This is a genomic window from Magnetospira sp. QH-2 (assembly GCF_000968135.1).
Taxonomy (GTDB): Bacteria; Pseudomonadota; Alphaproteobacteria; order Rhodospirillales; family Magnetospiraceae; genus Magnetospira.
On record NZ_FO538765.1, the window covers coordinates 541927 to 568896 of the forward strand.

23 protein-coding genes and 1 tRNA gene are annotated in these 26970 nt (G+C 60.4%); 10 read left to right on the top strand and 14 right to left on the bottom strand.

Annotation, left to right across the window (positions count from 1 at the left end):
* Positions 1 to 15: 15 nt before the first annotated feature.
* The 4 genes from MGMAQ_RS02685 to MGMAQ_RS02700 all read left to right on the top strand — a co-directional run bounded on the left by MGMAQ_RS02685 (position 16) and on the right by MGMAQ_RS02700 (position 5279).
* Positions 16 to 2988 carry a bifunctional [glutamine synthetase] adenylyltransferase/[glutamine synthetase]-adenylyl-L-tyrosine phosphorylase gene (locus MGMAQ_RS02685; protein ID WP_046020320.1) on the top strand — a complete coding sequence of 991 codons (2973 nt, stop codon included), beginning with the start codon at positions 16 to 18 and terminating at the stop codon, positions 2986 to 2988.
* Between the two features lie 15 nt (positions 2989 to 3003).
* On the top strand, positions 3004 to 3471 hold the full coding sequence (bcp, locus tag MGMAQ_RS02690) for a thioredoxin-dependent thiol peroxidase (RefSeq protein ID WP_046020321.1): 468 nt from the start codon (positions 3004 to 3006) through the stop codon (positions 3469 to 3471).
* Positions 3472 to 3666: 195 nt separating this feature from the next.
* A complete protein-coding gene (locus MGMAQ_RS02695; protein ID WP_046020322.1) occupies positions 3667 to 4443 on the top strand; it encodes a GNAT family N-acetyltransferase in 777 nt (258 codons plus the stop codon).
* Positions 4440 to 5279 (top strand): 1-acyl-sn-glycerol-3-phosphate acyltransferase, encoded by an 840-nt coding sequence (locus tag MGMAQ_RS02700; protein WP_052716070.1) that lies wholly within the window; start codon positions 4440 to 4442, stop codon positions 5277 to 5279. The genes MGMAQ_RS02695 and MGMAQ_RS02700 overlap by 4 nt, the downstream gene beginning before the upstream one ends.
* Positions 5280 to 5331: 52 nt before the next feature.
* Here MGMAQ_RS02700 and MGMAQ_RS02705 read toward each other — a convergent pair whose 3' ends face one another.
* The 10 genes from MGMAQ_RS02705 to atzF form a co-directional block, all read right to left on the bottom strand.
* Positions 5332 to 6063, bottom strand: a complete 732-nt coding sequence (locus tag MGMAQ_RS02705; protein ID WP_046020323.1) for a phospholipid-binding protein MlaC — start codon at positions 6061 to 6063, stop codon at positions 5332 to 5334.
* 79 nt (positions 6064 to 6142) lie between these two features.
* Positions 6143 to 7276: a glutamate 5-kinase gene (proB, locus tag MGMAQ_RS02710; protein ID WP_046020324.1), complete on the bottom strand. Its 1134-nt coding sequence runs from the start codon at positions 7274 to 7276 to the stop codon at positions 6143 to 6145.
* Positions 7273 to 8310 (bottom strand): GTPase ObgE, encoded by a 1038-nt coding sequence (gene obgE, locus MGMAQ_RS02715; protein WP_046020325.1) that lies wholly within the window; start codon positions 8308 to 8310, stop codon positions 7273 to 7275. The genes proB and obgE overlap by 4 nt, the downstream gene beginning before the upstream one ends.
* A gap of 84 nt (positions 8311 to 8394) precedes the next feature.
* Positions 8395 to 8658, bottom strand: a complete 264-nt coding sequence (gene rpmA / locus MGMAQ_RS02720) for a 50S ribosomal protein L27 (protein ID WP_046020326.1) — start codon at positions 8656 to 8658, stop codon at positions 8395 to 8397.
* 12 nt (positions 8659 to 8670) lie between these two features.
* A complete protein-coding gene (rplU, locus tag MGMAQ_RS02725) occupies positions 8671 to 8988 on the bottom strand; it encodes a 50S ribosomal protein L21 (protein WP_046020327.1) in 318 nt (105 codons plus the stop codon).
* A gap of 137 nt (positions 8989 to 9125) precedes the next feature.
* Positions 9126 to 10823, bottom strand: a complete 1698-nt coding sequence (locus MGMAQ_RS02730; protein ID WP_046020328.1) for an ABC transporter ATP-binding protein — start codon at positions 10821 to 10823, stop codon at positions 9126 to 9128.
* Between the two features lies 1 nt (position 10824).
* Entirely contained in the window at positions 10825 to 11691 is an 867-nt protein-coding gene (locus MGMAQ_RS02735) for an ABC transporter permease (RefSeq protein WP_046020329.1), read from the bottom strand.
* Positions 11684 to 12706: an ABC transporter permease gene (locus tag MGMAQ_RS02740; RefSeq protein ID WP_046020330.1), complete on the bottom strand. Its 1023-nt coding sequence runs from the start codon at positions 12704 to 12706 to the stop codon at positions 11684 to 11686. Before MGMAQ_RS02740 ends, MGMAQ_RS02735 begins: the two co-directional genes overlap by 8 nt.
* A 7-nt stretch (positions 12707 to 12713) precedes the next feature.
* Entirely contained in the window at positions 12714 to 14330 is a 1617-nt protein-coding gene (locus MGMAQ_RS02745) for an ABC transporter substrate-binding protein (RefSeq protein ID WP_046020331.1), read from the bottom strand.
* Between the two features lie 27 nt (positions 14331 to 14357).
* Positions 14358 to 16154, bottom strand: a complete 1797-nt coding sequence (gene atzF / locus MGMAQ_RS02750; protein WP_046020332.1) for an allophanate hydrolase — start codon at positions 16152 to 16154, stop codon at positions 14358 to 14360.
* A 315-nt stretch (positions 16155 to 16469) separates the two neighbouring features.
* On the opposite strand from atzF, the gene MGMAQ_RS02755 reads away from it, so the two are divergent.
* The 5 genes from MGMAQ_RS02755 (at position 16470) to MGMAQ_RS21265 (ending at position 22447) form a co-directional block, all read left to right on the top strand.
* Positions 16470 to 16559, top strand: a tRNA-Ser gene (locus MGMAQ_RS02755).
* 90 nt (positions 16560 to 16649) lie between these two features.
* The gene (locus tag MGMAQ_RS02760) at positions 16650 to 18368 is read left to right on the top strand and encodes a site-specific integrase (protein ID WP_052716071.1); all 1719 of its coding nucleotides are present in this window, start codon (positions 16650 to 16652) and stop codon (positions 18366 to 18368) included.
* A gap of 480 nt (positions 18369 to 18848) precedes the next feature.
* A complete protein-coding gene (locus tag MGMAQ_RS02765) occupies positions 18849 to 19376 on the top strand; it encodes a hypothetical protein (RefSeq protein ID WP_046020333.1) in 528 nt (175 codons plus the stop codon).
* 56 nt (positions 19377 to 19432) lie between these two features.
* Positions 19433 to 20116: a recombinase family protein gene (locus MGMAQ_RS02770; protein WP_046020334.1), complete on the top strand. Its 684-nt coding sequence runs from the start codon at positions 19433 to 19435 to the stop codon at positions 20114 to 20116.
* A 69-nt stretch (positions 20117 to 20185) separates the two neighbouring features.
* Positions 20186 to 22447 carry a type I restriction-modification system subunit M N-terminal domain-containing protein gene (locus MGMAQ_RS21265; RefSeq protein ID WP_052716072.1) on the top strand — a complete coding sequence of 754 codons (2262 nt, stop codon included), beginning with the start codon at positions 20186 to 20188 and terminating at the stop codon, positions 22445 to 22447.
* A gap of 3 nt (positions 22448 to 22450) precedes the next feature.
* On the opposite strand, the gene MGMAQ_RS02780 is transcribed toward MGMAQ_RS21265, so the two are convergent.
* The 4 genes from MGMAQ_RS02780 to MGMAQ_RS02795 form a co-directional block, all read right to left on the bottom strand.
* The gene (locus MGMAQ_RS02780; protein WP_046020335.1) at positions 22451 to 23341 is read right to left on the bottom strand and encodes a LysR family transcriptional regulator; all 891 of its coding nucleotides are present in this window, start codon (positions 23339 to 23341) and stop codon (positions 22451 to 22453) included.
* A gap of 9 nt (positions 23342 to 23350) precedes the next feature.
* A complete protein-coding gene (locus MGMAQ_RS02785) occupies positions 23351 to 23539 on the bottom strand; it encodes a hypothetical protein (RefSeq protein WP_148560811.1) in 189 nt (62 codons plus the stop codon).
* Positions 23540 to 23658: 119 nt separating this feature from the next.
* Positions 23659 to 25041 (bottom strand): sensor histidine kinase, encoded by a 1383-nt coding sequence (locus tag MGMAQ_RS02790; protein ID WP_052716073.1) that lies wholly within the window; start codon positions 25039 to 25041, stop codon positions 23659 to 23661.
* Positions 25038 to 25700, bottom strand: coding sequence for a response regulator transcription factor (locus MGMAQ_RS02795; RefSeq protein WP_252508740.1), 663 nt, complete (start codon positions 25698 to 25700; stop codon positions 25038 to 25040). The genes MGMAQ_RS02790 and MGMAQ_RS02795 overlap by 4 nt, the downstream gene beginning before the upstream one ends.
* A gap of 186 nt (positions 25701 to 25886) precedes the next feature.
* Here MGMAQ_RS02795 and MGMAQ_RS02800 point away from each other — a divergent pair, with 186 nt between their 5' ends.
* Entirely contained in the window at positions 25887 to 26951 is a 1065-nt protein-coding gene (locus tag MGMAQ_RS02800; protein WP_046022886.1) for a tricarboxylate transporter, read from the top strand.
* Positions 26952 to 26970 lie beyond the last annotated feature (19 nt).

Below are 26970 nucleotides of genomic sequence, written 5' to 3' on the forward strand. Positions count from 1 at the left end.
CATGGTGTACACTAAATGATTAATCCTTCCCTGCGAATAGCGGCCAAAAATGTTCCAAATGCGGCAAGGCCGAATGATGCGGCCCTGGGATGGGAGCGATTGCGCGATACCATCGGCTACGGCAACGATGCCGACCTGATCCGCTGGGCCGACGATTTACAGGCCACAGAGCAAGGCAAGGCCCTGCTCAACGCCCTGTTCGGCAATAGTCCTTACCTGACCCAAAGTGCGGTTTTGGAGCCGGGATTCCTGCGCGATCTATTGGCCGACGGGCCCGATGCGACACGGGATAAGGTTATGGAGGGCCTGGACGCGCTTTCCAAGGATTTGCCGACGGTGGCTGACCTTTCCCGGTTGATCCGGGTGGCCAAGCGCCGGGTGGCCTTGCTCACCGCCTTGGCCGATATAGCGGGCATTTGGTCGTTGGAACTGGTCACCGAGGCGCTCACAACTCTGGCTGAAAAGACGCTGGGGTTGTCGGCCGCGCGGGCGCTGACCGATATCGCCAAGCGGGGCGCGTTCGAACTGGCCCATCCGGAGGATCCTCAGAAGAACTCCGGCCTGGTGATTCTCGGCATGGGCAAGCTGGGCGGACGGGAATTGAACTACTCCAGCGACATTGATCTGATCGTACTTTATGACGCCGAGCGCATGCGCACCGAAAATCCCGGTGATCTGCAAACCCACATGGTCCGCATGACCCGCAATCTGGTCAAGATGATGGATGAACGCACCGCCGACGGTTACGTGTTTCGCACCGATTTGCGGCTGCGCCCGGACCCGGGATCAACTCCGGTGGCCCTGTCGGTGATCGCCGCCGAGACCTATTATGAAAGCATTGGGCAAAACTGGGAGCGGGCGGCGATGATCAAGGCCCGCCCGGTGGCGGGGGATATCGAGGCCGGGGAGGCGTTTCTCGCCCGGCTGCGGCCCTTTGTATGGCGCAAGAACCTGGATTTTGCCTCGTTGCAGGACATTCACGCCATCAAGCGGCAGATCCACGCCCACAAGGGCGGGGCCGAGATCGAGTTCGCCGGGCATAACGTCAAACTAGGCCGGGGCGGCATCCGCGAGATCGAATTCTTTGCCCAGACTCAGCAGCTGATCTGGGGCGGGCGCATGGCGCAACTGCGCATCCGTCCGACATTGAAGGCCATGGATGTGCTGGTGGAGATCCAGCAGGTGGCCCGCGAAACCGCCGATGACCTGCATGAGTCTTATCATTACCTGCGCCGGGTAGAGCACCGCTTGCAAATGATTGATGATCAGCAGACCCATAGTCTGCCCGAGGGTGAAACGGAGTTGGATCATCTGGCCATCTTCCTTGGTTACGAAGGGCGGGAGGCTTTCGCGAAGGATCTTTTGGCCCATCTCCGCCAGGTGGAAACCCACTATGCGGCCCTGTTCGGCGAGGACGAGAAACCAGAGGAGGCCGAGGGCAATCTGGTCTTCACTGGTAGCGAGGACGACCCGGAAACCCTCAAGACTTTGCGGGATATGGGATTCGAGAACCCGCAAGCCGTCGCGGTAACGGTGCGTGGGTGGCACCATGGGCGCTATAGCTGCACCCGCGCCGTGCGGGCCCGGCAATTGTTGACCGAGTTGATGCCCGCCTTGCTCGGCGCCTTGGGCCGGACCTCCGATCCCGACCATGCTTTTCGACGGCTGGATACTTTTTTGTCTCATCTGCCGACGGGTGTGCAGTTCTTCTCGTTGATTCAGGCCAACCCCAATCTGCTCGACATGGTGGCCCATATTCTTGGCGGCGCCCCCCGTCTGGCCGAGCATCTAGCCCGCAATCCGGTATTGCTGGACAACGTACTGACGCCGGGCTTTCTCGATACCACCCCGGATAGCGCCGAGTTGGACGAGGAGATGGATGGCCGTCTGGCGCAGGGGAGCTACTACGAAGAAAAGCTCGATATCGCCCGCCGCTGGGCCAACGACCGCCGCTTCCAATGTGGTCTGCAAGTGCTGCACGACTTGTTGCCCCCCGCCGATGCGGCCCTGGCCCTGACCAATCTGGCCGAAAGCGCGCTCCGCCGTCTCAGTCCCTGGGTGGAAGAAGAATTCCGTCAGGCCCATGGCCATATTCCCGGAGCGGGCATGGTGGTGCTGGGCATGGGCAAAATGGGCGGACAGGAAATGACCCCCACGTCGGACCTGGATCTGATCTTCATCTATGAATCCAGCGATCCCAATGCCTGTTCTCTGGGGCGGCGATCCTTGGGCGCCAGCCAGTATTACGCCCGACTCAGTCAGCGGCTGATCAATGCCTTCACCGCGCCGACGTCCGAGGGCATCCTTTACGAAGTGGATATGCGCCTGCGGCCTTCGGGCAATGCCGGCCCCATGGCCACGTCCCTTGCCGCGTTCGAGAAGTATCAAGAGGAATCCGCCTGGACCTGGGAGCATATGGCCTTGACCCGCGCCCGTCCGATCAGCGGACCGCATGAGCTGGCGGAAAAGATCATGGCCATCGTTCAGCGGACCTTGACCCGCGAGCGGGACCCGGAAACCCTGCTGCGCGACGTGGCCGATATGCGCAGGAAGATGGAGGCCGAGCACGGCACCGACTCGCCCTGGGAGATTAAACATTTCCGGGGTGGATTGGTGGATATTGAATTCCTGGTCCAATACTTGCAACTGCGCCATGCCCATGCCCAGCCGGAAGTGCTCCGCGCCAATACCCGCTCGGCTCTGGATGGCCTGCGGGTGGCGGGCATTCTCTCAGACTCGGTGGCCGAGGACCTGATTCGGGCCGCTGATCTTTGGCAGGCGTTGCAGGAGATTTTGCGGCTGGTGGTCGAAGGAGCTTTCCGGCCGGAAAGGCTTCACAAGGGATTGCAAGAGATCCTGGCCGTCGCCGGCGGTGTCGAGCGATTCGATTTGCTGGAAGATAAGATCCGCACCCTGGCGGCCACCGCCCATGGACACTATATGGACATCATCGAGCGCCCGGCCCGGGCGCTCCCCCCCAAGGAATAACGAGGAGCCAAGACCATGACCATCGACGTCGGCGACGCCGCCCCCCCGTTCGACCTGCCCACCGACGGCGAAGGCCGCCTGACCATGGCCGAGCTGAGCGGCAAGGCGGTTGTGCTTTATTTCTATCCCAAGGACATGACATCGGGCTGCACCACCCAGGCCGAAGCCTTCCGCGATGCCATCGCCGACTACGAGGCCGCCGGAGCGGTGGTGGTTGGAGTCTCCAAGGACCCGGCCAAACGCCATGACAAATTCAAGGAAAAGCACGACCTGCCCTTCACCCTGATCGCCGACGAAGAGGGGACGCTGTGCCAGGACTACGGCGTATGGAAGGAAAAGAGCATGTACGGCAAGAAGTACATGGGCATCGAACGCTCCACCTTCCTGATCGGCGCCGACGGCAAGATTGTCCGCGTCTGGCGCAAGGTGAAGGTCAAGGGGCATGTGGCGGAGGTGTTGGAAGCGGCGCGCGAATTGGGTTAAATGGCCGGATCAATCACTGATTGATCCGGCCTGGGCAACGGGTGTAACCTGATTGACACCCAACCTTTACCAAATGATTATTTGAGGTTTGACGGCGGGTCTTTCATAGCAATGTAAGGAAAGTCGGGGCCACTCCGGTGCGCGGCTTGATCCGGGTTCAGTCTGTAAGATCCCACGGGGGATCAGGGGGCGAGGGTGAGTAAATCCAAGTCGAGCAATTTTCAGGTCCGGCTGGCACAAAACCAAGCTGAGGTGGAAGCCGCCCAGGCGCTCCGCTACCGGGTGTTCTACGACGAAATGGGGGCCCAGCCGACACCGCAGATGGAACGCCTGAAGCGTGATTTCGACGATTATGATGAAATCTGTGACCACCTGCTGGTCATCGACAAAGAGAAGTCCAACGGGTTTCCCTGGGTCGTCGGCACCTATCGCCTGCTGCGCAAGAGCGTGGCCCTGCGTAATTTCGGATTCTATTCGGAACAGGAATACGACCTCTCGGACCTGGCGGCCTATCCCGGCGAGATCGTCGAAGTGGGCCGGTCCTGCGTTGATCCCCACAGCCGCTCGGGCGCCGTCATGCAATTGCTGTGGAGCGGGATCGCCGAATACATCTTCAATCACCGCATCGAATTGCTGTTCGGTTGCGCCAGCTTCCCCGGCACGGAGCCGGACGCCCTGACTCGCTCCCTGTCGTTTCTCTATGACAATCACTTGGCCCCCGAAGGGATGCGACCTCGGGCGCTGGACGAGCTCTATGTGGACATGCAGGCACCATCCGCCGACGAACAGGGGTCCCTGGGAGATTTGCCACCGTTGATCAAGGGCTATCTTCGTCTTGGCGGATTTGTCGGCGATGGTGCCGTCGTCGATCATCAGTTCAACACCACCGATATCTGCGTGGTGGTCAAGACCGACCTGCTGACCGAAAAATATCGCCGCCACTACAACAAGGACAACCTGGTGGCCGCATGACCGAGCCCACGGCGACGGCCGAACACCATCAGGCCCTTGAGGTCCTCCCGGCCTCCGCCGCCAAATCGATATTCAATCTAAGTCTGTTCGGGCTGTCATTGCTGATCTGTCTGCCAGTCTATGGATTGCTCTATCCCTTGGGACGGACGGTTCGGCGGGGCATTACCGGCTTCTGGTTTCGCATCGCCTGCCGACTCTGCGGCCTGCGGCTGACGGTTAAGGGAAAGCAGACAAACGCCCGTCCGACCCTGTTGGTCTCCAATCATATTTCATATCTGGATATCCCGGTGTTGGGGGCGGTGACCAATGCGACATTCGTCTCCAAGTCCGACGTGGCTTCTTGGCCGGTGTTCGGCTTTCTGGCCCGCATCGCCGGAACCGTGTTCATCGAGCGGGTCCCGGCCCGCGTCCGCTCTCAACGACAGGAACTGAGTGATCGCCTGTTGTCCGGCGAGCCGCTGATTTTGTTTCCCGAAGGGACCAGCACCCGAGGGGCTCATGTTCTGCCTTTCAAGTCGGCATTGTTCGGCGTTGCCCAAGCCTTGCCCGAGGGACAGGATCTGACCGTACAGCCCCTGTCTATCGCCTATGTGCGCCTGTCCGACGGGATGCCGCTCCGTGGGCTGTTGCAGGCCCTTTATGGCTGGTACGGGGATATGACCCTGGGCCCGCACTTGAAAGCGGTGATGGGGCTGCCTGGGGCGCAAGTGGAGGTCACTTTCCACAAGCCGATCGCCGTTTCCGGTCTTCAAGACCGCAAGGCCCTGGCCGCGCAATGCCAGCAGCAGGTAGCGTTGGGGTTGGCCGAGTCCCTGGGCGAGAGTCGGGCCGCATAAAAGACGGCGACCCCTTTTGGGATCGCCGTCTTTCTAAAGCAAGGGAACCGACTTAGCGGTTCATGTACTGGCGCGGCGGCATGCGGCGCTGCCCTTGGCGCTGTTGATTGCCCACCCGGTCGTTGAGCATGCGCCGATAGAACATCAAGGCGCTTTGGCCGTTGGCCTTCACGTCGTACACTTTCCAGCCGTCCTTACCCTTATAGAAGCGGAATTCCAGGTTGGTGTTGTCACCGCCCCGGGATTCCACCGAGACCGGCACGGTGGAGGTGGTGGCGCGGCCATCACGACCTTCGTAGGCTCGCTGAACACGGGTCCGGGCGCCGTTATAGACCCCCATGTGACGTACCAGGGTCTCAAGGAAATGCTGGCTCAGCCATCCGGCGGCCTTGGCCCGTTCGGCATCGCTCAGGGCACTGCTCCGCTTGCCCAAGGCCCACTTGGTCATATGGTCGAAGTCGAAGTAAGGCGCGATTTCGGTGGTCACGAAACCGAGCATGGCGGTTTTGTCGGCCTTGCGGTTTTGCATAACGAAGGTGCGCAGCTTGCCAATACCCGCTTCGACGATGGTCTCTGTCTCGGCGCGGGCTGGACGCTGCGGGCCGCGCTGCATGCGTTGCGGCATGACCCGGGGGGCAAAGGTGCCGGGATACTTTCCGGCATAGGGACCCGACGGGGCCTGCTGACCATAGGGACCGCGTGGCCCATAGGATTGGGCATCGGCCGAAGTGGCCTGGGCAAGGGTCAGGACCGCCACGGCGGCGACTGCGAAACGTTTGAGCATTGAGGTTGTCCTCCCGATGGACGTTTGTGATTCTCGGGCGCAGTCTAACCCCATCGGCAAGGGGGTGAAACGACAGATTCTACAACAACACCAAATCATCCCGATGGATCATTTCATCAGAGCCGCGATAGCCGATCAGCGATTCGATATCCGAGGTTTTGTGCCCGGCGATTTTGCGTGCATCGGCGGAGGGATAGGCCATCAGACCTCGCGCCACCTCATGACCATCGGCGGCTCGCACCACCACGGCGGCACCGCGCCCGAACTTGCCCTCGACCTTGGTGACTCCGGCGGGCAGCAGGCTCTTGCCTTTGTTCAATGCCGTTAGGGCGCCATCATCCAGCCACAGAGTGCCCACCGCTTTCAGGCTGCCCGCGATCCATTGCTTGCGTGCCTTGGCGGGGTTGGCCTTGGGCAAAAACCATGTGGCTCGCGCGCCTTCGGCCAGCCGTTTCAAAGGATGCTCCTCGTGGCCTTGGGTAATGGCCATGCGGCATCCGGCGCCCAAGCAGATCTTCGCCGCCGCCAATTTGGTCACCATGCCGCCGGAGCCATGGGCGGTCACTGGGTCCCCGGCCATGGCTTCAATCTCGGCAGAGATTTCAAGCACCTCCGGCAGGAAGCGGGCGTCCGGGTCGCGGTTGGGATCGGCGGTATAAAGCCCATCGATATCGGACAGCAGTACCAGGGTGTCCGCGCTGACCATGGCCGCCACCCGGGCGGCGAGACGGTCATTGTCGCCGAATCGGATCTCGTCGGTGGCCACCGTGTCGTTCTCGTTGATCAAGGGCACGCTGCCCAGACTTAGCAAGGTATCCAGGGTATTGCGGGCATTGATATAGCGGCGGCGGCTCTCGGTGTCGTCGAGGGTCAACAAAACCTGGGCCACGGTGATGCCATGATGCCCCAGGGCATCTTGATAGGCATGGGCGAGGCGGATCATCCCGGCGGCGGCGGCGGCCTGCTTTTCTTCCAGCCGCAGGGGACGTTGGCCCAAAGATAGGTAACGCCGACCGACGGCGATGGATCCCGACGACACGACAATCACCTCGCGCCCCTCTTTGCGAAGGGTGGCGATGTCCTCCGCCAGGGCCTGTAGCCAGCGCCGACGCAATACGCCCTTGGATTCGTCCACCAACAACGCCGAGCCGATCTTGATGACGATCCGCTTGGCCTGTTTCAGGTCGCCGGTCAAATGCTTTGCCGCGCTCATGGCTGCCAGGCCTCCGTCTCGCGTCCGGCGGCGTCCAAGGCATTGCGGCTGTGGTGAATGGCATCTTTGATCAGGCCCAGAACACCTTTCACACCGCGTTTGGAAACTGCGGAGATGATATGAACGTTCTGCCCGCAGGCCGCCGCCAACTCGGCCTGTTTCTCCGCCGCCGCCGTATCGGTCAACGAATCGCACTTGTTGAGCGCCACCAGTTCCGCCTTGTCTTCCAGGCCATTGCCATAGGCATCCAGTTCGGCACGGACGGTGCGGTAGGCGCCCGCCACGTCGTCCTGGGTGCCGTCCACCAGGTGCAGCAGCACGCCGCACCGTTCCACATGGCCCAGGAAGCGGTCGCCGATTCCATGGCCTTCGTGGGCGCCTTCGATGAGCCCCGGGATATCGGCCAGCACGAATTCCTCGTCTCCGATTCCCGCGACACCCAGATTGGGATGCAAGGTGGTAAAGGGATAATCGGCAATTTTGGGTTTGGCGTGGGAGACAGCGGCCAGAAAGGTAGACTTGCCGGCGTTGGGCAAGCCCACCAGCCCGGCATCGGCGATCAGCTTCAGCCGCAGCCATACCCAGCGTTCCTCGCCCGGCCAGCCCGGCGTGGCTTTGCGCGGTGCGCGGTTGGTGGAGGTCTTGAAATTGGCGTTGCCCAGGCCGCCATCGCCCCCCCGGCAAAGGACCACCCGTTGCCCCGGTTCGGTCATGTCGGCCAGGACGGTTTCCTTGTCCTCGTCGAGGATCTGTGTGCCCACGGGTACCCGCAGGATAACATCGTCGGACGACTTGCCGCTGCGATCCCTGCCCATGCCATGGCCGCCGGTCTTGGCCTTGAAATGCTGCTGATAGCGGAAGTCAATCAGGGTGTTGAGGTTATCCATCGCCTCGGCGATCACATGGCCGCCGCGTCCGCCATTGCCGCCGTCGGGACCGCCGAACTCGATATATTTCTCGCGCCGGAAACTGACGCTCCCGGCGCCGCCGTCTCCTGATTTGAGAAAAATCTTGGCCTGATCGAGAAACTTCATCTCTGTCCCCATACGACGAAAAAAGGGAATGGCCCAGCCACTCCCTTTCGTCAAATCTTTTGTGTTTGGTGGGCGTGACCGGCGTTAGGCCTGGGTCGCCGGCTCCACACTCACATAGACTCTGTCACCCGCGCGACGTCGAAACGACACGGAGCCTTCGATCTTGGCAAAAATCGTATAGTCGCGGCCCATGCCCACGTTCTCGCCGGGATGCCACTTGGTGCCGCGCTGACGGACCAGAATGTTGCCGGGGATCACTTTCTGACCGCCGAACTTCTTGATACCGAGGCGCTTGCCCTCTGTGTCGCGACCGTTGCGGGAGCTACCGCCTGCCTTTTTATGAGCCATTTTGTTTTCTCCTTAGCCAGCGGTGATGCCGGTGATGCGCAGAACGGTCAGGTCCTGGCGATGACCTTTCTTACGGCGGTGATTCTGACGCCGCTGCTTCTTGAAGACGATGATCTTGTCACCCCGGGTCTGCTCGACCACTTCGGCGGCAACCTTGGCGCCTTCGACCACGGGCGCGCCCACGGTCGGGGCCTGGCCATCCTGGCCGACCATCAGAACATTGTCGATCTCGACGGAGCCACCGGCTTCCACATCGAGCTTTTCGACGGTGATTTTGTCGCCTTCAGCGACTTTATACTGCTTACCGCCGGTCTTGATGACTGCGAACATTTTTCTGCACCGTATTCGAACGAAAAAGACACGCGGCGCCCGGAAGCGTCGCGAAGAGGCGGCACTATAGCCGCAACGAATGGGATGTCAACGGCAAATGCCCGCCCACAAGGACCGTTCCGCCGAGCATGGAGCAATCATTCATGGGGCGCTCTTTGAATCTTCTCCGGCTCGAAGTGCGGAATGGCGTTGATCAGGGTACGGGTATAGGGATCGACCGGGTTTTTAAGCACCGCATCCGCCGTTCCCGATTCCACGATCTGGCCCTTGTTCATGACGATCACCCGCTCGCAAAGCAGCCGTACCACGTTGAGGTCATGGGAGACGAAGATATAGCTCATGCCCAGGTCCCTCTTGAGCCGATCGAGCAATTGCAGCACCACCGCCTGAACCGAGACATCCAGCGCCGAGGTGGGCTCGTCAAGCACCAGCATCAAGGGATCCACCGCGATGGCCCGGGCGATGCCCACCCGCGCCTTTTGACCGCCCGATAGCTGATGGGGAAAGCGGGTCAGCAGCTTGCGGGGCAATCCGACCATGTCGGCCAGTTCATCCACCTTGGCGGTGATCGCCTTGCCATCCCGCAGGCCCTTGAGGCGGCGCAGGGGCTCGGCGATGGAATCCTTGGCGCTGTAGCGAGGGTTGAGGCTGTCGGTGGGATCCTGGAACACCATCTGGATCTTGGTCCGTTGTGGCAGGCGGGCGAATTTGGCCGCCGGAAAGGTGGTCAGGTTCTCGCCGTCGAAAAACACATCCCCCGACGTCGGATCCATCAGCCGGGTGATGATGGTCGAGGTGGTCGACTTGCCGCAGCCGGATTCGCCCACCAATCCCAGACTCTCGCCTCGGTGGAGGGTAAAGGAGATGTTGTCCACGGCGCGGAACACATCATTGCTGCCGCGCTTGGGGAATTCCTTCACCAGGCCATAGACTTCCAACAGGGTCTCATTGACCGATGGGGCGGGGGTCACTGGATGGGTGGCTGTGCGTGTCGGCGCAACGTCCAGTTCATCGGGCACGGCGGTTAGGTCGCTCAGTTCCGAATCCGGTCCCGGCGAAGCGGCGATCAGCTTTTTGGTATAAGGATGGGTCGGTCGGGCGAAAAGGTCGGCCACGGGCGCCGATTCCACCACTCGGCCTTGCTGCATGACCATGATGCGGTCGCAATAGGCGGCGGCCATGCCCAGGTCATGGGTGATCAGCACCACCGACATTTGCCGCTCGCGGGTCAAATCGCGAATCAGGTCCATGGTCGCCTTCTGGGTGGTTACGTCCAGACCGGTGGTCGGTTCGTCGGCAATCAGCAAACGGGGGTCGCAAGACAGGGCGATGGCGATCATCACCCGTTGGCACATGCCCCCCGACAGCTCGAAGGGATAGGAGCCGTAGCGATGTTCCGGATCGACGATTTTCACCCGGTCCAGCATCTCGATGGCCTTGGCCTTGACGTCCTGGCGCGAAGCCTGGGCATGACGCAGCAGCACGTCTTCGATCTGCTTGCCCACCGGACGGATGGGATTCAGTGCGGCGCGGGGATTCTGGAAGATCATGGAGATTTCCCGGCCCCGCAGGCTACGCAGACTGGACTCCCGGGCGCCGGTCAGGGGAATCCCATCGAACTCCGCCGATCCGCCCACCGCCCGACCGGCCTTGTCCAGCAGGCCGATGACCGTGAAGGCGGTCACCGATTTTCCCGAGCCGCTCTCGCCGACGATGCCCAGCACTTCGCCCTTTTCCAGGGATAGAGACACGTCCTCCAGGGCCCGCACGGTGCCCTTGCGGGTGCGGAATTCCACCGACAGGGCGTCAACGGCAAGGATGGGGGTCGCGGTCATCTTATGTGCGCCTCAGCGGGTCGACCAGATCGCGCAGACCATCGCCCATCAGGTTGAAACAGAATACCGCCAGCATCAGGGCGGCGCCGGGGAACAGGGCCAGCCACCATTCGCCGGACACAATATAGGTCGCGCCCTCGGCCACCATGATCCCCCACTCGGCGTCCGGAGGGCGCACCCCCAGGCCGATGAACGACAACCCCGCCGCATTGAGAATGGCCCAGCCCATGTTCAGCGAAATCTGCACCATCATCGGCGGCAGAATATTGGGAAACAGTTGCGTGGCCAGGATGCGGACGTCGGAACTCCCGCTCAATCTCGCCGCCTGCACATAGCCCACATTGCGGCGCAGGCTGATTTCGGCCCGAGAGATCCGGGCATAGAAAGGCAGATTGATGATCGCCGTGGCATAGACGATGTTCTCCACCGAATTGCCCAGCGCCGAGACAATGCCCATGGCCAGCACAAACAACGGGAAAGCCATGATGGTATCGGACAGACGACCGATGATCCGGTCGGTCCAGCCACCCCAGAACCCGGCAGCGCAACCGAGCGCGCTGCCAAAGACAAAGGATAGGGCCACCGCCGACAAGGCAATTCCCAAGTCCAGGCGCGTTGCCACGATGACACGGCTAAGCACATCCCGGCCCAGGTGATCGGTACCGAAGGGATGGGCCCAGGTGGGTGCCTTGAGGGTTTGGGCGGCATTGGTGGCCAAAGGGTCATAGGGCGCCAACCAGGGGCCGAACAGGGCCAGCAGGACAATCAATCCGAACAGCGAGAAGGCAACCACCGTCACCGGGTTCTCGCTGAGCACATAGCGCACATGGCCGAAGAAGGCGGCCTTGGGGGCGGTCACATCAGTCATCGAGGCCCACCCGCGGATCGATCAGGGTAAGGATCACATCGATGGTCAAATTGACCACCACGAACAGCAGCGCCATGGAGAGCACGAAGCCCTGCACGGCGGCATAGTCGGACGCCACCAGGGCCTCGATGGCAAAGGAGCCGATGCCGGGCCAGGAGAACACCTTTTCCACCAGCACATTGGCCCCGAGCAAAAAGGAAAACACCATGCCCAGAGTGGTCAGCACCGGCAACGCGGCGTTCCTGAATGCATAAGTGCCCAGCACCACCGCCCGCGACAGGCCATTGGCCCGGGCGGTGCGCACGTAGTCACTGGCCAAGGCGGTGAGCATGGAGGCCCGGGTCATGCGGGCAATGGGCGCCAGGGCGAACAGGGCCAGGGTGATGGCGGGCAGAATGAGTTGCCGAACCGTGGCGCCGAAAGTTTCGGTATCCCCGGCCAGTAGACTGTCTATGAGATAGAAGCCTGTCACATGGGGCGGCGACAGGTAGAGGATGTCCAGCCTTCCAAGAGGCGACGGCGCCCAGCCCAACAGGTAATAGAACACATAGATCAAAAACAGGCCGGTGAAGAAGGTGGGCAGGGAGACCCCCGCCGTGACCAGCACCCGGCAGAAATGGTCGACCCAACTCCCCGGTCTGGTGGCCGCCAGCACGCCGAGGGGAACCGCAATCATGACCGCCAGCCCCAACCCCGTAACGGTCAGCTCAATGGAAGCCGGGAAGCGGGTCAGCAGTTCTTCCAAGACGGGCAGGCCGGTATTCAACGACATGCCCAAATCGCCGTTGATCAGGTTGCCCACGTAGATGAAGAACTGCTCGACCCAACTCCGGTCCAGCCCCAAGGCCTTGCGGACCTGGGCGATGGACTCCTCGTCCGCCATGGCCCCGGCGAAATAGACCGCCGGGTCCCCGGGCAGCGCCCGGGTGAGGACGAAGGAGATCACCACAATCCCGAACACCGACGGCAGCGATTGCAGCAGTCGTTGTCCGATCTGGATCAATTTGGTCCGCATGGTTGGATCAGCCCTTGCTCAAGGCGCGCACGTCCAATTGACGATGGAACCAGGAGGCATATCCGCCCACGTTCTTTTGCATGGCCGAGTCCAGGTACGGCTGATACAGCGGAATGCGGGGCACGTCCTCGAAGGCGATGGCCATCATCTTCTTGACGTTCACCGCATACTGCGGATCGTCCACCGCCATGTGCAGGGTGTCGTCGACCAGCTTCTCCACTTCCTCGTTCTTGTAGTTGGAGGAATTGAACAGGTGACCGTGCTTGTAGGCCCAGAAGAAGTAATAGTCCGGATAGTTCAGCCAGCCGCCGAAGTTCTCCAGATGCATGGGCAGCTTCTTCTCCACCAGACAGGCGGTCCGCCAGTTGGCCCCGGGGATCTTGTCCAGGGTCACCTTGATGCCGATCTTGCCCAGGCTTTCCTGGATCAGCAGGGCGGTGGGTTCCTGCCAATCGGCCAGGCCCAGGTTATAGGACAAGGTGGTCTCGAAGCCATCGGGCAGGCCCGCCTCGGCCAACAGGGCCTTGGCCTTGTCAAGATTGGTGTCATAGGGGAACGGCTGCGGCCAGGCGGTGGTCGAAGGCATTTTTTCTGTGCCGCCGTACATGGGCTTGCCGCGTCCATAAGCCGAAGTGGAGACGATATCCTTGTAGGGCAGCGCAAAGGCGATGGCCTGGCGGACCTTCACGTTGTCGAAGGGCTTGTGCTTCAGGTTGAGCCCCAGCACATGCAGGCAGTTGTCGATGGGTGCGCCGGAAATGGCGACCTTGCCGCCCGCAGCCAGTTCCTTGGCATCCTTGGCCGGGCAGTTCATGTAGAGGTCGGCATCGCCGCGCTCGGTCAGCGCCCGACGGGTGGAAGCCGACGGCACCTCGCGGACGATGACTCGCTGCACGCCCGGTTTCGGGCCCAGGGCCCAATCCTCGTTGCGCTCATAGACGAACTGCTGACCCGCGTCCCAGCGGGCGATCTTGAAGGCGCCGGACCCGGCGGGGTTCTTATGCAGGTACTCGGTGGCCCAGGGGTCGTCCTTGGTGGCCTTGGATTTGGCGACCTTGGAATTGATGATGAAGGGGATGGGTACGCAGAGATCCGGCAGGGTCAGCTTCGATGGCTTGGGAATATCGATGCGGAAGGTCATGTGGTCGACCACCACGAACTGCTCCGGCTTGGTCATGGACCCGGCCTTCATCTGCACCGCCGGGAAGCCGCCCAGGCTCACGGCGCGATCGAAGGACCATTTGACGTCTTGGGCGGTGACCGGGGATCCATCCCAAAACTTGGCTTTCGGATTGATCTTGAAGGTATAGGACTTGCCGTCGTCGGAAACGGTCCAGGATTCCGCCACTTCCGGCTCGATCTTGGTGGAATCATAGGCCATGGAGCCGTCTTCCAGGGTCTTGACGCCAAATCGGACCAACCGGTCATAAATATTGACGGTGATCTGGTAGCTGGGACGATTGGTGCCCTTGCGGTGCAGGTCCAGGCTGTTGATGCCATGGCCGGTGACCACCACCAGGGTATCCTTGCGCCCCGCCGCCTCGGCGGGAAGATACTTCAGAAACGGCAGCACCGAGGCGCCGGTGGCGACACCCATGGTTTTGAGAAAGTCACGTCTTTGCATGATTTGGCTCCTTGCAGCTTGTCTTGATCAGGAAAGGGATTGCAGATAGGCGCGCCAGCCACCGTGTTCGGTGACCTCCATGGCGCCTTCGATACCGATGGGCTCGCAGATGAACCCTTTGACTTGGGAACCGTCTTCCAGGGTGACGGTGCCGATGCCCAGGGGATGGGGAATGCCCGAAAGGAACGCGCCGACCTGGTCGGTCGGGACCGCCCAGACTTCCAGGGCGATGGACGTTCCGCCCGGATCGCGAATCAGGCCGGGGCGATGGGGTGGACCGCCGGGCAGGCTATAAAGTTTGTATTCCGGCGCGGTTTGGCCCGCGAACAAGAAGCGGGCGCCGAGCTTGGTCAATTCGCCATTCAACGGCAGGCCGGACATATGGGCCCCCACGGCGGCCAAGGCGATTTCTCCCGCCCCTGCCTTGGGGGGTATGGGCTTCGCGTCCGCCAGAGCCCATCCGGTGGCGCCCGTCATGCCGCCGCAGCGGCGATGGAGGGCACTGGCGAGGGTGGCAATCTGTCCGTCTTGTCCGGCGCCGGACAAGAGAGTCACGCTGCCCGGGCGCCCGTCTCGTCGGGGTTGAGTGGGAACGGCAATGCCGCACAAATCCAACAGATTGACAAAATTGGTATAGGTGCCGAGCCGCGTGTTGGGCGTCACGGGATCCTGTTTCAATTCCTCGACGGTGACGAAGGTCGGCAGGGTCGGCACGCAAAACATGTCCACCGATTGGATAAGCGGCGCCACCAGCCGTTTCAGATCCTGCAAACGATAGAAACCGCGAAATACATCGGCGGCGGATAGAGTCTCGGCGGCTTGAATGATCTGTCGGGTGGCCGGGAATAACGCCTTGGGGTTGTCGCGCAGCAGGTCCTCGATCACCGTATAGCGCTCGGCGACCCAGGCCCCGTTATAAAGCATGTTGGCGACTTGATAGAGCGGTTCAAAATCCATCTCGACGATGGTTCCGCCCAGGGCGGTGATGTCATCAAGGACTTCGCTGAAGGAGATGGCCTGGGTCTCGTCACCGAAAAACTGGCGGCTGGCCGGGTCGGGCACGCCAACGGTGAATGCGGGAGCCGGCCGACCTAGCGGCGGCACCGGGATCGGGCGCGCATAGGCATCCGCCGGGTCGAAGCGGGCGGCCACTTGCAAGACTTCGTGGGCTTCCTCCACGCTGAGAGCGAATATGGAAACCGTATCCAAGGTGCGGCAGGCGGGAATAACCCCGCTGGCGGAAATGGCGCCGATGGTCGGTTTCAACCCGACGATCCCGTTGAGTCCCGCCGGAATTCTGCCCGATCCCGCCGTGTCGGTGCCCAGAGCGAACGTGACCAGCCCATGCGCCACCGCAACGGCTGAACCGGAGCTGGAACCGCCGGGTACAATGTCAGGGTCCAAAGCGTTCCTTGGGGCCGCATAGGGGGTGCGGACACCGACCAGCCCGGTGGCGAACTGGTCCAGGTTGGTTTTGCCGATCAGAATGGCGCCCGCCGCGCGCAGGATCGCCACGACAAAGGCGTCTTCTTCGGCGTCGTAGGCAAAGGCCGGGCAGGCGGCCGTGGTCGGTGCGTTTTTCGCGTCGATATTGTCCTTGATGGCAAAGGGAATGCCCCACAGGGGTTTGGCAAGGGGATCAAAAGCTCCAAGAGCGGCGCATTCGGCCCGCACCGCCTGTTTGTCCATCAGGTGGAGGAATATGCCTTCGTCGGCCACCGTTTCAATGCGCCGATAGACTTCTTCGACCACCGAGAGCGGGCTCAGGCCATCCTCATAGGCGGCGTGCAGGTCGGGGATCTGAAAGGATTGGGTTTGCAGCATGATGCACTCTCGTTGGCCAGTCTCATGCGTATCTGATCAGGAGAGGGCGCTTCGATATACTGCTAATTTATCCTCGTTATGATGCGAATATTGCATCACTAGGGGTCCCGAGGGGGGCTTCGGACAAATTCTACCCCCTTGTGACCAAGGGCAGGCAGAGGGCTCCAATCTTCCTCTGATCGTGGCTTGCATGAGGTCGGGGGGCAGTGCTAAAGATGCGCCACCGCTGAAAGCCGTTGGAAGCAATCCAAGGGTCTTTTGGTGAGTCTCAAAGGAATGCGGAGCAAAGGGCCGAATCCTTTAGAGTGTAATGATGGAGAGGTGCCGGAGCGGCTGAACGGGGCGGTCTCGAAAACCGTTGTGGGAGCGATCCCACCCAGGGTTCAAATCCCTGTCTCTCCGCCATTTTCCCGCAGAAGTCCGGGAAACAAGCAATCACCTGAAATCAAACAGTAAATTCTTCTCACTGCTCCAGTTGACTGTTACATTGGGAGCATGGAAAAGATGCCAGGACACCCTCGACTCTACCGCCGCGGAGCGACCTACTACCACCGCGCTGCAATCCCGGTGGACATCAAAGATACGTACCCGAAGTCCGAAGAAACCTTCTCGCTCAAGACGAAGGACCACCACGAAGCCCTGAAGCTGGTGCGCATCGAGGCAGTCCGGGTGGATGCTCTGTTCGACGACCACCGACGCTTGACGGAACGTCGCTCCCGTCCACCCCTTGATGATCTCACCGATGAACAGATCAAACACATCGGTGACGTCTACTACGCCCACCTCCTCGATGAAGATGAAGAAGTGCGCCTTGAAGCCTTCGAGGGCAGATCATTCGACGAGTATGCTGAGGATGTCGATGACTTGGACGAGATCAACCGTCACGACTACGCACGGGGCGAACCGGGGTTCTTCTTCGAGGATGAAGCGGAAGAGGTTCTGAGTTGGGAGAACGTTGACCTCCATTTGGCCCCGGCGTCACCTGGTTGGCGAAAAGTCATTCGCACCCTTCAGGCCGCCAGCATCAAAGCATCCAAGGCAAAGCGACTTCGTAACGAAGGCGAGGTCATCGAAACACCCCAGCTTCAAGTTTCCACTCCCACAGAAAGCAACAGCGCCACGACACCGGTAGCATCAAGCGGCCCCCTGCTCTCGGACTTGGTCGAAGAATGGGCAACGGAGAAGGCACGAACTTCCTGGGTACCGAAGACCGAACGGGAACACCGTGTCTGGAAGGGTCACTTCATCGACCTTGCTGGCGACCGGCCTCTCACTACCTACGGGAAGGAAGATGGTCGAGCCTTCAAGCAGGTCTTGATGAACCTACCCGCAAACTGGAACAAGCACCTCCAGTTGAAGGGGCTGTCGCTGTCGGAAGCAGCTGATCGAGCGAAGGCGCTGGAGATGCCACCGATGTCAGACAGCAACCTGAACAAGATCATCGGCTGCGTAGCTGCTTTCTGGTCTTGGGCTGACAACAACTACGATGATTGCCCAGACAACCCCTTCAAGGGCCTCAAGGTGAAGAAGAGCAAGCGTAGCGTCCGGGATGAACGCAATCCGTTCACGCTGGACGAACTGAAGGCCATCTTCGCCGCGCCTGTGTACACGGGATGCAGGTCCGTGCGGGAGTGGTCAAAGCCCGGTGACATTGTGCCCCGTGACGCCGGAATCTACTGGGTGCCATTGGTCAGCCTGTTCAGCGGAGCGCGAGCCGGTGAGGTCATCCAGTTGTACGTCGATGATGTACGCCAGGAGGACGGTATCTGGTATCTGGACGTCAACGACGACGGCGATGACAAGCGCCTGAAGACGGCCCACAGCCATCGTGTAGTTCCCCTGCACCAAACCCTGATTGACCTTGGCTTCCTGACGCATGTTGCCCAACGGCGAAAGCAAGGGAAGCAACGTCTGTTCCCCGATCTGAAGATGGGTGCGGATGGCTACTACTCGTCGCCCTTCTCGAAACACTTCAACAGGTTCCTGAAGGCGGTGGGCATCAAGAACCGCCGCAACGCCTTCCACTCGTTCCGCCATTGCTTCGAGGATGCTTGTCGTGACTCCGACATCTCCAAGGAAGTAATGGATGCCCTGCAGGGCCATGGTGAGGAAGGCATGTCCGGTCGGTACGGACGGGGGTTTGTCCTGAAGAAGCTGGCGGAGGCCATGAGCCAACTGCGTTACGACGGACTGGACCTGTCGCACCTCACATAGGGAACGACCAGTTTCAGGCAGAAAAATGTGAGCGGGTATATCTACTCGGCAAGACCGAAAACTCCCCCCGTACCCCCGATTTTTTTTGCGACAGGAGTGGCCCCTGCGCCCCCTGCACCCCAGGAGCACACGGGAGTACGGTTGAGCACCGGAGCACCGGAGCACCCAGGAACACAGCGAAATCGCCGTAATTCATTGATAATGCGCGAGAAAACCAACGAGCCGATTCCATCTCGGTATTTGGCATTGACACAAATGTGTCATACTGAGCATAATGAGTAAGCACCTTCAATGTCCCTTATAGGCATCCCAGTGACATCTAAGTCTTTGAGTTTAAAGGAAAAAGACGATACAAAAAAGGTGAAGGTCGCCGCCACCCAGGGTCCAAACCTGGGCTTTGGGCGCAAGGCCCGGTGAGGGTTTCGGGGTGGGTCTCCAACGCCCACCCCAACTCCACCTCTTCACGAAGGAGAAATGGTAATGCCGACAACGCTGACAACCAAGAAGCAGATGCGCAAAATCGAACGCAAGAAGCTAGAGATGCGGGAGCGCCTCTGGGGGAAGATTGAACCAGAGAACCTGTGGGAAGGAGACGCGGACAAGCCTGGCTGGCTTCTTGTGCCAAGGGCCATGCCCCTGATCTTGCGGATCATGGACGACCTCTCCAACGGTAAACCGGTCTCGTCCGTTTACCTTGATCTATGGTTTCGTACGTTCAACAACGACGCGTACGTCGTGACGAACAAACAGCAAGAGATGGCCTTCAGCGCGGGGTTCGGCGGACAGCGAGCGGTCCGCACATGGCGAGATCGTGTCAAAATCCTCGCCGACCTTGGTTTCATCGACATCAAGGAGGGACCGTCTGGCCCAATCAGCTACGTCCTGATCTGGAACCCGTACAAGGTTATCAAGCGCCACTACGAGAACAAAACGCCGGGCCTTCAAGAGGCGGCGTACAACGCGTTGATGGAGCGGGTGATCGAGATCGGGGCTTCTGACCTCGATTGAGGGGTACAGGAAGGTCAAACGAACGTTACGGAATTTTGTACTGCTGAGGTTTCGCCATGAAGATCGTCGCTTACCATCGCGTATCCACCACCAAGCAAGGCTCCAGTGGCCTGGGCCTGGAAGCACAGACACGGGCCATCGAGGAATACGCCCGGAGCAAGGGCGGGACGCTTGTTGGCTCATTCACCGAGGTTGAGAGCGGCAAGAACAACGACCGGCCCGAACTGGAGAAGGCGCTGCACCTTGCCAAGGTAACCGGGGCAACGTTGGTGATCGCCAAGCTGGACCGCCTGTCACGCAATGCTGCCTTTCTACTGACACTGCGGGACAGCGGGGTGGCGTTCATTGCGGCTGACATGCCGGAAGCCAACGACCTGACGGTGGGCATCATGGCCCTTGTGGCGCAGCAGGAGCGGGAGGCCATCTCCAAGCGCACCAAGGAGGCCCTGGCGGCTGCCAAGGCGCGTGGTGTGAAACTGGGCAACCCCAACGGGGCCGCGTCTCTTCGTCGCGCTGGCAGGGGGAACAAGGCCGCCGTGAGGTCCATTCAAGCGGGCGCGAATCAACACGCCACCAACCTCGCCCCGGTCATTGACGCTCTACGCGAAGAGGGCATCAAGAGCCTTGGCGCTGTGGCGGAAGCCCTGAACGAGCGAGGCATGTTGACGCCTCGTGGTGGCCGCTGGCACAAGTCTTCGGTGCGGAATCTGCTGGATCGGCTGGAGCGTATCGCGGCTTGATCGTTCAGGTAGTGGTGCTGATCTCCCATTCCGCGTAAGATCAACAACAAGAACAATGAGGGGGAAGTCGTGGTAACCGGTGACGTAGAAAAAAGACTGTGGGCAGCCGCAGACCAGCTGTGGGCCAACACAGGACTGAAACCCAGCGAGTTCTCCACCCCTGTCCTGGGCCTGATCTTCCTTCGCTACGCCGAGAAGAAGTACGCCCAAGCCGAAGACAAGTTGGGGCCGGTTGGCTCTGGCGGTCGCCGTAAGATCAGCAAGGCCGACTACGAAGCCGAGGGCGTGATATTCCTACCACCCGAGGCCCGTTTCTCCCACCTCCTGTCGCTGACTGAGGGCGACAACATCGGCAAGGCCATCAACGAGGCCATGAAGGCCGTTGAGGACGAGAACGCGGACCTCAAGGGCGCACTGCCCCGCACCTATACCCAGATCGAGAACTCCGTCCTGGTGGAACTCTTGAAGCTGTTGGCTCCGGTGGACCTAACCGGTGACGCCTTCGGCAAGGTCTACGAATACTTCCTCGGCAACTTTGCCATGGCCGAGGGTCAGAAGGGCGGTGTCTTCTACACCCCGGAAGCCATCGTGAAGCTGATCGTGGAAATCATCGAGCCTTACCACGGGCGCATCTACGACCCGGACTATGCGCCCCAAGGCTCTCTGTCGCTGAAACCTTGGATTGCCAACGACCAGGGACTACAGATTCCGGCCAATTTGAATCTGTCGGTGGAAACCGCGCCGGAACCCTATGCGGCGCAACTAGCCTCCCTGGATACCCAGGTCGGCGCTCTGTTTCCGCGTCAGCCCATGAAGGATACGTCCGGGGCCTCGGCCATGGATCCCAAGACCCAGATTGCCAGCCTGCATGGGGTGTCGGTTTTGGATGTGGCCAAAAGACCGATGGATCAGGTCATCGGGCTTGCCCTGACCCGGGGAGCCGTGACCGAAGACGAGGCCGCCGCGTTGACCCTGGCGATTGCTTCCCATGTCAATTTGCAGGGCACGCCGGCTTTGACGGCCGTGGAGGCGGCCCGGGAGTCTGGAAGCGCGCCAAACCTGATTCTCTCCGCCGCCTTGACCATGAAGGGGCCGAAATCAGTGCAAGCCTCGCGTCAGGCGGTCCGGGTCCTGATTGAGCTTTTCGGCCAGGCCGGGATTGCGTCGCCGAAAGAAGCTCGGGTCGCATTTCCCGACATGGACACCGAATGGGCGCCCCTTTTCTCCCAGGAGACCGAGGATGCCTCAGCCAAGTCGCTGGTCACCGCGGCCACCGAACGGGGGCTGAAATCAATCTTCGTGGACTATGTGTCATCCCTCCCCGGACATCCGACCAAAGCCGGGGTCTTGGCCGCACTGTCGGCAACGGTTGGCTGGCGGTCCCTGATGCGCAAGCGTATTTCCCGGCAGTCGCTGATCAATCTCCCGTGGATGCTTGATCTCCTGGGTACCCAGATCGGCGCGGCGGTCCCGGCGGCGGAACACGGGTCAGAGACATTCCGCGGTGTGGCCATGGATCGCATGCTCGGACATCTCTCTTTGAGCGAGATTGCTTTTGATGCCCTGGTGGGCGAGGAAGCCCGACCAGAGGATCTGCTGGCATTTCAGGTGCTGCTCGGCCTTTTGATCACCAATGGCCCGGGGGCCATCTCGGCCCAGGGTGCCAAGGGCGCGGTTTCGGCGGACGGACCGGCCACCCCGGACCGGGTCCAACTGAATAAGGCCATGGTTGGCTTTCTCACCCATACCGGATTCGCCCATGGCGGCAATGGCTTCGAGGGCATTGCTTTCCTTGCCGAGCGGTTCAAGGGTAGCGGCCTGAAAGACCCCGGCGACGCGCAGCATGGACTATCGCTGACCGAGATCGCCGATAGTTTCGTCCAGCAGTATGCCGCCGAAAAAAAAGCGGCCAAGGCCGTCGGATCCAATGTGACCGCCGTTCCCGGGATCAACCATCCGGTATTCAAGAATAAGCCGGTCAACCTGGACCCGCGCGAGGCCTTCATTCGCGACTTTTTTGCCGAACGGGACGAAACCAACATTTTCCTGGATTTCTACCATATCCTGGTGGAACGGCTTTTCGAATTGGGCGTCACCCGCAACGTGTTCTGCGTGAACATTGACGCGGTTATCGCCGCCGCCCTGTTCAAGCTGTTCTGGCCCCGCTATCGGGATGGCAAAATATCGGACGCTGAAATGGAAACGGCGGCCTTTACCATCTTCTTGTTCGGGCGCATGACGGGGTGCGCGGCGGAGATCGATGATCACCTGAATCGCGGCCGCAACATGGATACCCGGACTGCCGCTTCGGCCTGTCACTTCGTCTCATAGACTTTAAAGCAAGGACAGGAATTCACCGACCACCGGCGAGACATCCTGGGCCTTGGGAAAGACGCAGATCAAGCGGCGATCGGCCCAGGCATCGGTCAGAGGTGCCCCAACCAAGCCCTCCAGCTCCAGGTAGGGTTTGACCGAGCTTTCACGAAGGAAGCCGAGGCCAAGGCCGGCACTGACACAGCTGCGGAGGGCGTCGAACCGCGCCACGCGGATGCGGCGTTTGGGCTGTCGGCCAGCCTTGCGGGTGGCGTTGGCGACCAGTTCATCCAGCACGCCGCCTTCGTGAAGGGAAAGATGCTCGAAATCCAGGGTTTCCGAAAAAGCGATGGGCGCCTCTGATTGACGCCCTTCGAACAAAGGATGACCCTTTTCGCCAACCACCCATACCGGATCGCTGGCATAGGGGCGGACATCGAATCCCCGCGTGTCAGACGTATCGGCAATGACCACCAGATCAGCCAGATCCTCGCGCAATTGACGGATCCCGTCGGCGGAATAGATTTCCGTCAGGGTCACATCGACGCTGGGAAAGGTATCTTGAAAGACTTTCAGGACCTTGGGGAGCCGACCGGCCATGACGGAGGTTACCGCCGCGAGACGCAACTCGCCGGCCTTGCCTTCGGAATAGCGCTTCAGTTCGGCGCGCACGTTGGCAAAGTGGTTGAGGCTGGTTTCGCAATGGCCGGCAAACACTTGACCCGCCGGGGTCAGGGTGGCACCCGCCGGGGTTCGGCGGATCAGCGTGATACCCAGGTCGTGTTCCAGGTCGCTGATGCGGCGGCTGACGGCGGATGCCGCGATATGTTCGTTGCGGGCCGCAGCACCAATGCTGCCAGCCCTGGCGATGGCGAGAAAGACCCGCAGCGTAACGATATCGAAGCTTTGCATTCGCCCAGCTTACTTCAGATATCCCAGTTGGCGAAGGGCTTCACGATTGACCGGACGACCAGATTCGAACAGAGCCGCCGCCTGGTGCGCGGCATTCAAGGATTTTTCGGTCTCCCGGAGAGTATTGGCGATACGGTGCATGGTTTCGGCCAAGACTTCGAGAGGGTGGAACTGGAAGGAGAGGTTTAAGGTATGCATGACTTGGTTTCCGTTGGAGGGAGGGTTGTTGAAAGAAACCATACGCCCTTCCCGCCCATGCCAGGTAGTGCCCGATGACGAACGGCCCATTCGCGTTTGGGCATGACGAACGAATGGTCTCAAACACCCGGTGGTCCCGATCCCAGCGGAATGGCAAGCGAGAGAGTGGCGCCCACTTCAGAGGGTTCAATGCTGACAGATCCGCCGTGGCGTTGGGCGATTTCCATCACGATCGCCAAACCAAGACCACTCCCTTCTCCGGGCTCCACCTGCCCGAAGCGGGAGAAGGCGATGTCGCTGTCCGACGGGTCCAGGCCCTTTCCTTTGTCTGAGACCGATACAATCCCCCGGCCGTCGACCGAGGCAACGCTGACGAGGATTCTCCTGTTCCCGGGGCCCGCATGTTTCAAAGCGTTGTCGATCAGGTTATGCACCGCTTCTTGAAGCAGGATTTTATGCGCGAAGACAGAGAGGGCGGAGGGGTGAGGATGGAAGCCGAACTCGATATCGGCATCCAATACCGCTTCGGCATTGCGTTCACAGACCTCCCGGACAATCTGATTCAAATCACCAATCTCGAATCGGCTATGGCCTGTCTGCCCCTTGACCCGATCCAAGGACAACAATTGATTGGTCAGCCGAGAGGCATGTCGGGCGGCTTCGACCACCTGTCCAACCCGCGCCTTTCGATCTTCCGCCGTCTTGGCGTCCCGGGCCGCCTCCGCCAGGGAATACAGTCCGGCAACCGGATTGCGCAATTGATGTGCCGCGTCTGAAATGAACCGGTCGCGGCTTGCCATGGTGTCGCGGACCTGACCGAACAGAGAGTTCAAGGTTGCCACCACGCCTTTGACCTCGGTGGGTACGGGGCGGCGGATATGGCTGAGATCATCCGAAGACCGCAAGGCAATGGCGTCTTGCAGATCGGTGAGCGGTTTCAGCCCCAAATTGATGCCGAACCAAACCACGGCCGTGACCGTCACGTACAACGAGAGAATGACCATGATCGCCCGGCTGGCCAGTTGTTGGACAAATTCCTCCCGGCTGGCCATGGGTTGCCAGACAGTCACGGCCGCGAAACCACTGGCCCCTTCGAAACGCGAGTGCTCCCGAAGCCGGGCAACCCGAACGGCTGCGCCCCGGTAGGTCGATTCAAACAGAACAGGCACGTTGTCGCTCAGCTCAATATGGGCTGGGATCACGGGGGGGGTGGCATATCCGGTGACAAAGGCCCCGTCGGGACCGTAGACGTGATAGAAAAGCTGGCTGCCAAAATTGTCTTGCAACAATTGATTGGTGGACTCCGAGACCACGTCCCCCCCCGAAACAACAATATCGCGGGAAATTGCCAGGGTCAGGGCGATCAGCGTGCGGTCGAAAATCTCGCGTGTCGTATCGGCCGCAGAGGAAATGCGCCAATACCCGGCGCCCAGCGAAACAATGGTTAAGGGAATGAGGGTCAGGATCATCAAGCGCGTGCGCAAGGATAAAAAGCGCATCATCGATCAGCGTCTTCCATCAGATAGCCCAATCCGCGCGCGGCTTTGATCTTGACCCGGTGACCGGCCAGCTTCTTGCGCAGTCTGGAAATCGTCACCTCGACCACTTTTTCGTCCACATCCGCCCCGATGCCATACATTTGATCAAGCAACAGGGACTTCGGGACCAGTCTGCCGCGGCGTTCGAACAGGCACTCAAATGCCGCCAATTCCCGCCGCCGCAGATCGAGCACCTCTTCGCCGCTGCGCAGGATGCGTGCCGCGATATCGAAAGAGAGCGTCCCGATGGCTTGGGCGGTGGATCGCGCCGCGCCACGCCGACGACAAAGCGCTCTCACCCGGGCTTCCAACTCATCCATTTCGAACGGCTTGATCAGGTAGTCGTCGGCGCCCGCATCCAAACCTTGAACCCGATCCGAGATATCCGTGCGCGCGGTGAGCATGAGAACGGGAGTCAGGTCATTGCGTTCTCGCATGCGACGCAGGATGTCCATGCCATTCATGCCCGGAAGATTGATGTCGAGAATTACCAAGTCCGCGCCTTCGCGGGACAAGAACGTATCCCCCTCCTGCCCGTCGTGAAGGAGGTCGATGGCGTGACCATGGTCGCGGAACCGGTGCGCGATGCCGGTCGCTAAAGATTTGTTGTCCTCGATGATCACGAGGCGCAATTTAATTCCTCCCTGGAAAGCTTGGTGCAAGCTTGCAATGCAATGATGGTCCAATCAAGTCGCGAGGCCCATCTATTTATGCATGGTTTCGGATGGGGTCGCGGATATCTGATTCTGAAGTAGTTGATATTCGGGAGGATAACGATGTCATCAATGAACAAGCTATTGCGTCGGTCGATGCAAGGATTAGCGATCGTCACGGCGCTCGGCATGTCGGTTTCCGCGCAGGCGGAGGTCAACCTGAAAGGCGAGACCGTCGAGTGGACAATTCCATTCTCTGAAAAGGGCGGCTCGGCCAAGTGGGCCAACTTTTTCGCCCCTCTATTGAGCAAGGCGCTGCCGGGTCAGCCCACGGTGGTGGTCAAGTTCATGCCCGGGGCCGGTTCGACCAAGGGAGCCAATTGGTTCCAGAAACAAAAGAATGGCGATGGGACCGTCATGTTCGGGTCTTCCGGCTCGACCCAGTTCCCTTATCTGCTGAACGATCCCCGGGTCCGTTATGAATACAAGGACTGGATGCCGGTGATGGCTACCGGTACCGGTGGTGTCGCCTACCTTCCACCCGACCTGGCGAAAAAGTTCGACGGCTCGGCCAATCAGCTCAAGGGCATCAACTTCATCTATGGCTCGCAAGGCGCGACCCGCCTTGATCTGGTGCCCTTGCTGGCCTGGAAAATGCTTGGTCTGAACGTGGAACCGGTGTTCGGCATCAAGGGCCGGGGAGACGGTCGTTTGATGTTCGAGCGCGGCGAAGCCAACATCGACTATCAAACGTCGTCGAGCTATCTCAAGGGTGTCGTTCCGTTGGTCAAGGATGGCAAAGCCGTTCCGATGATGACATGGGGCGCGTTGGATGATGATGGCAATATCGTTCGCGACCCGACGTTCCCTGATGTGGCGACCTTTAAGGAAGTCTGCGAGAAAACCGATGGCTGCCAAACCTCGGGAGAGGCCTGGGAGGCCTGGAAGGCTTTCTTCATCTCCGGCTTCCCGGTGCAAAAGCTTGCCTTCCTTCCCAAGGGGACGAAGCAGGACGTCGTCGATACATTTGTCGCGGCATTTGCCAAGGTCAAAGCGCGGGACGACTTCGCCAAGATCTCTGCCGCGCGCCTGGGCAAGTATCCGATGTTTGTCGGCCAGGGCGCCAAAGATGCCCTTGATCGGGCCACCTCCGTGCCGGATTCCGCCAAGGCCTACGTCATCAATTGGCTGAAAACCGACTACGGCGTCGAATTAAAATAAGCGATAAAGAATGCGTCTG

Coding starts and splice junctions, on each gene's coding strand:
- MGMAQ_RS02685 (WP_046020320.1), top strand. CDS start 16: ATGATTAATCCTTCCCTGCGAATAGCGGCCAAAAATGTTCCAAATGCG.
- bcp (WP_046020321.1), top strand. CDS start 3,004: ATGACCATCGACGTCGGCGACGCCGCCCCCCCGTTCGACCTGCCCACC.
- MGMAQ_RS02700 (WP_052716070.1), top strand. CDS start 4,440: ATGACCGAGCCCACGGCGACGGCCGAACACCATCAGGCCCTTGAGGTC.
- MGMAQ_RS02705 (WP_046020323.1), bottom strand. CDS start 6,063: ATGCTCAAACGTTTCGCAGTCGCCGCCGTGGCGGTCCTGACCCTTGCC.
- proB (WP_046020324.1), bottom strand. CDS start 7,276: ATGAGCGCGGCAAAGCATTTGACCGGCGACCTGAAACAGGCCAAGCGG.
- obgE (WP_046020325.1), bottom strand. CDS start 8,310: ATGAAGTTTCTCGATCAGGCCAAGATTTTTCTCAAATCAGGAGACGGC.
- rpmA (WP_046020326.1), bottom strand. CDS start 8,658: ATGGCTCATAAAAAGGCAGGCGGTAGCTCCCGCAACGGTCGCGACACA.
- rplU (WP_046020327.1), bottom strand. CDS start 8,988: ATGTTCGCAGTCATCAAGACCGGCGGTAAGCAGTATAAAGTCGCTGAA.
- MGMAQ_RS02730 (WP_046020328.1), bottom strand. CDS start 10,823: ATGACCGCGACCCCCATCCTTGCCGTTGACGCCCTGTCGGTGGAATTC.
- MGMAQ_RS02735 (WP_046020329.1), bottom strand. CDS start 11,691: ATGACTGATGTGACCGCCCCCAAGGCCGCCTTCTTCGGCCATGTGCGC.
- MGMAQ_RS02740 (WP_046020330.1), bottom strand. CDS start 12,706: ATGCGGACCAAATTGATCCAGATCGGACAACGACTGCTGCAATCGCTG.
- MGMAQ_RS02745 (WP_046020331.1), bottom strand. CDS start 14,330: ATGCAAAGACGTGACTTTCTCAAAACCATGGGTGTCGCCACCGGCGCC.
- atzF (WP_046020332.1), bottom strand. CDS start 16,154: ATGCTGCAAACCCAATCCTTTCAGATCCCCGACCTGCACGCCGCCTAT.
- MGMAQ_RS02760 (WP_052716071.1), top strand. CDS start 16,650: ATGGAAAAGATGCCAGGACACCCTCGACTCTACCGCCGCGGAGCGACC.
- MGMAQ_RS02765 (WP_046020333.1), top strand. CDS start 18,849: ATGCCGACAACGCTGACAACCAAGAAGCAGATGCGCAAAATCGAACGC.
- MGMAQ_RS02770 (WP_046020334.1), top strand. CDS start 19,433: ATGAAGATCGTCGCTTACCATCGCGTATCCACCACCAAGCAAGGCTCC.
- MGMAQ_RS02780 (WP_046020335.1), bottom strand. CDS start 23,341: ATGCAAAGCTTCGATATCGTTACGCTGCGGGTCTTTCTCGCCATCGCC.
- MGMAQ_RS02785 (WP_148560811.1), bottom strand. CDS start 23,539: ATGCATACCTTAAACCTCTCCTTCCAGTTCCACCCTCTCGAAGTCTTG.
- MGMAQ_RS02790 (WP_052716073.1), bottom strand. CDS start 25,041: ATGATGCGCTTTTTATCCTTGCGCACGCGCTTGATGATCCTGACCCTC.
- MGMAQ_RS02800 (WP_046022886.1), top strand. CDS start 25,887: ATGCAAGGATTAGCGATCGTCACGGCGCTCGGCATGTCGGTTTCCGCG.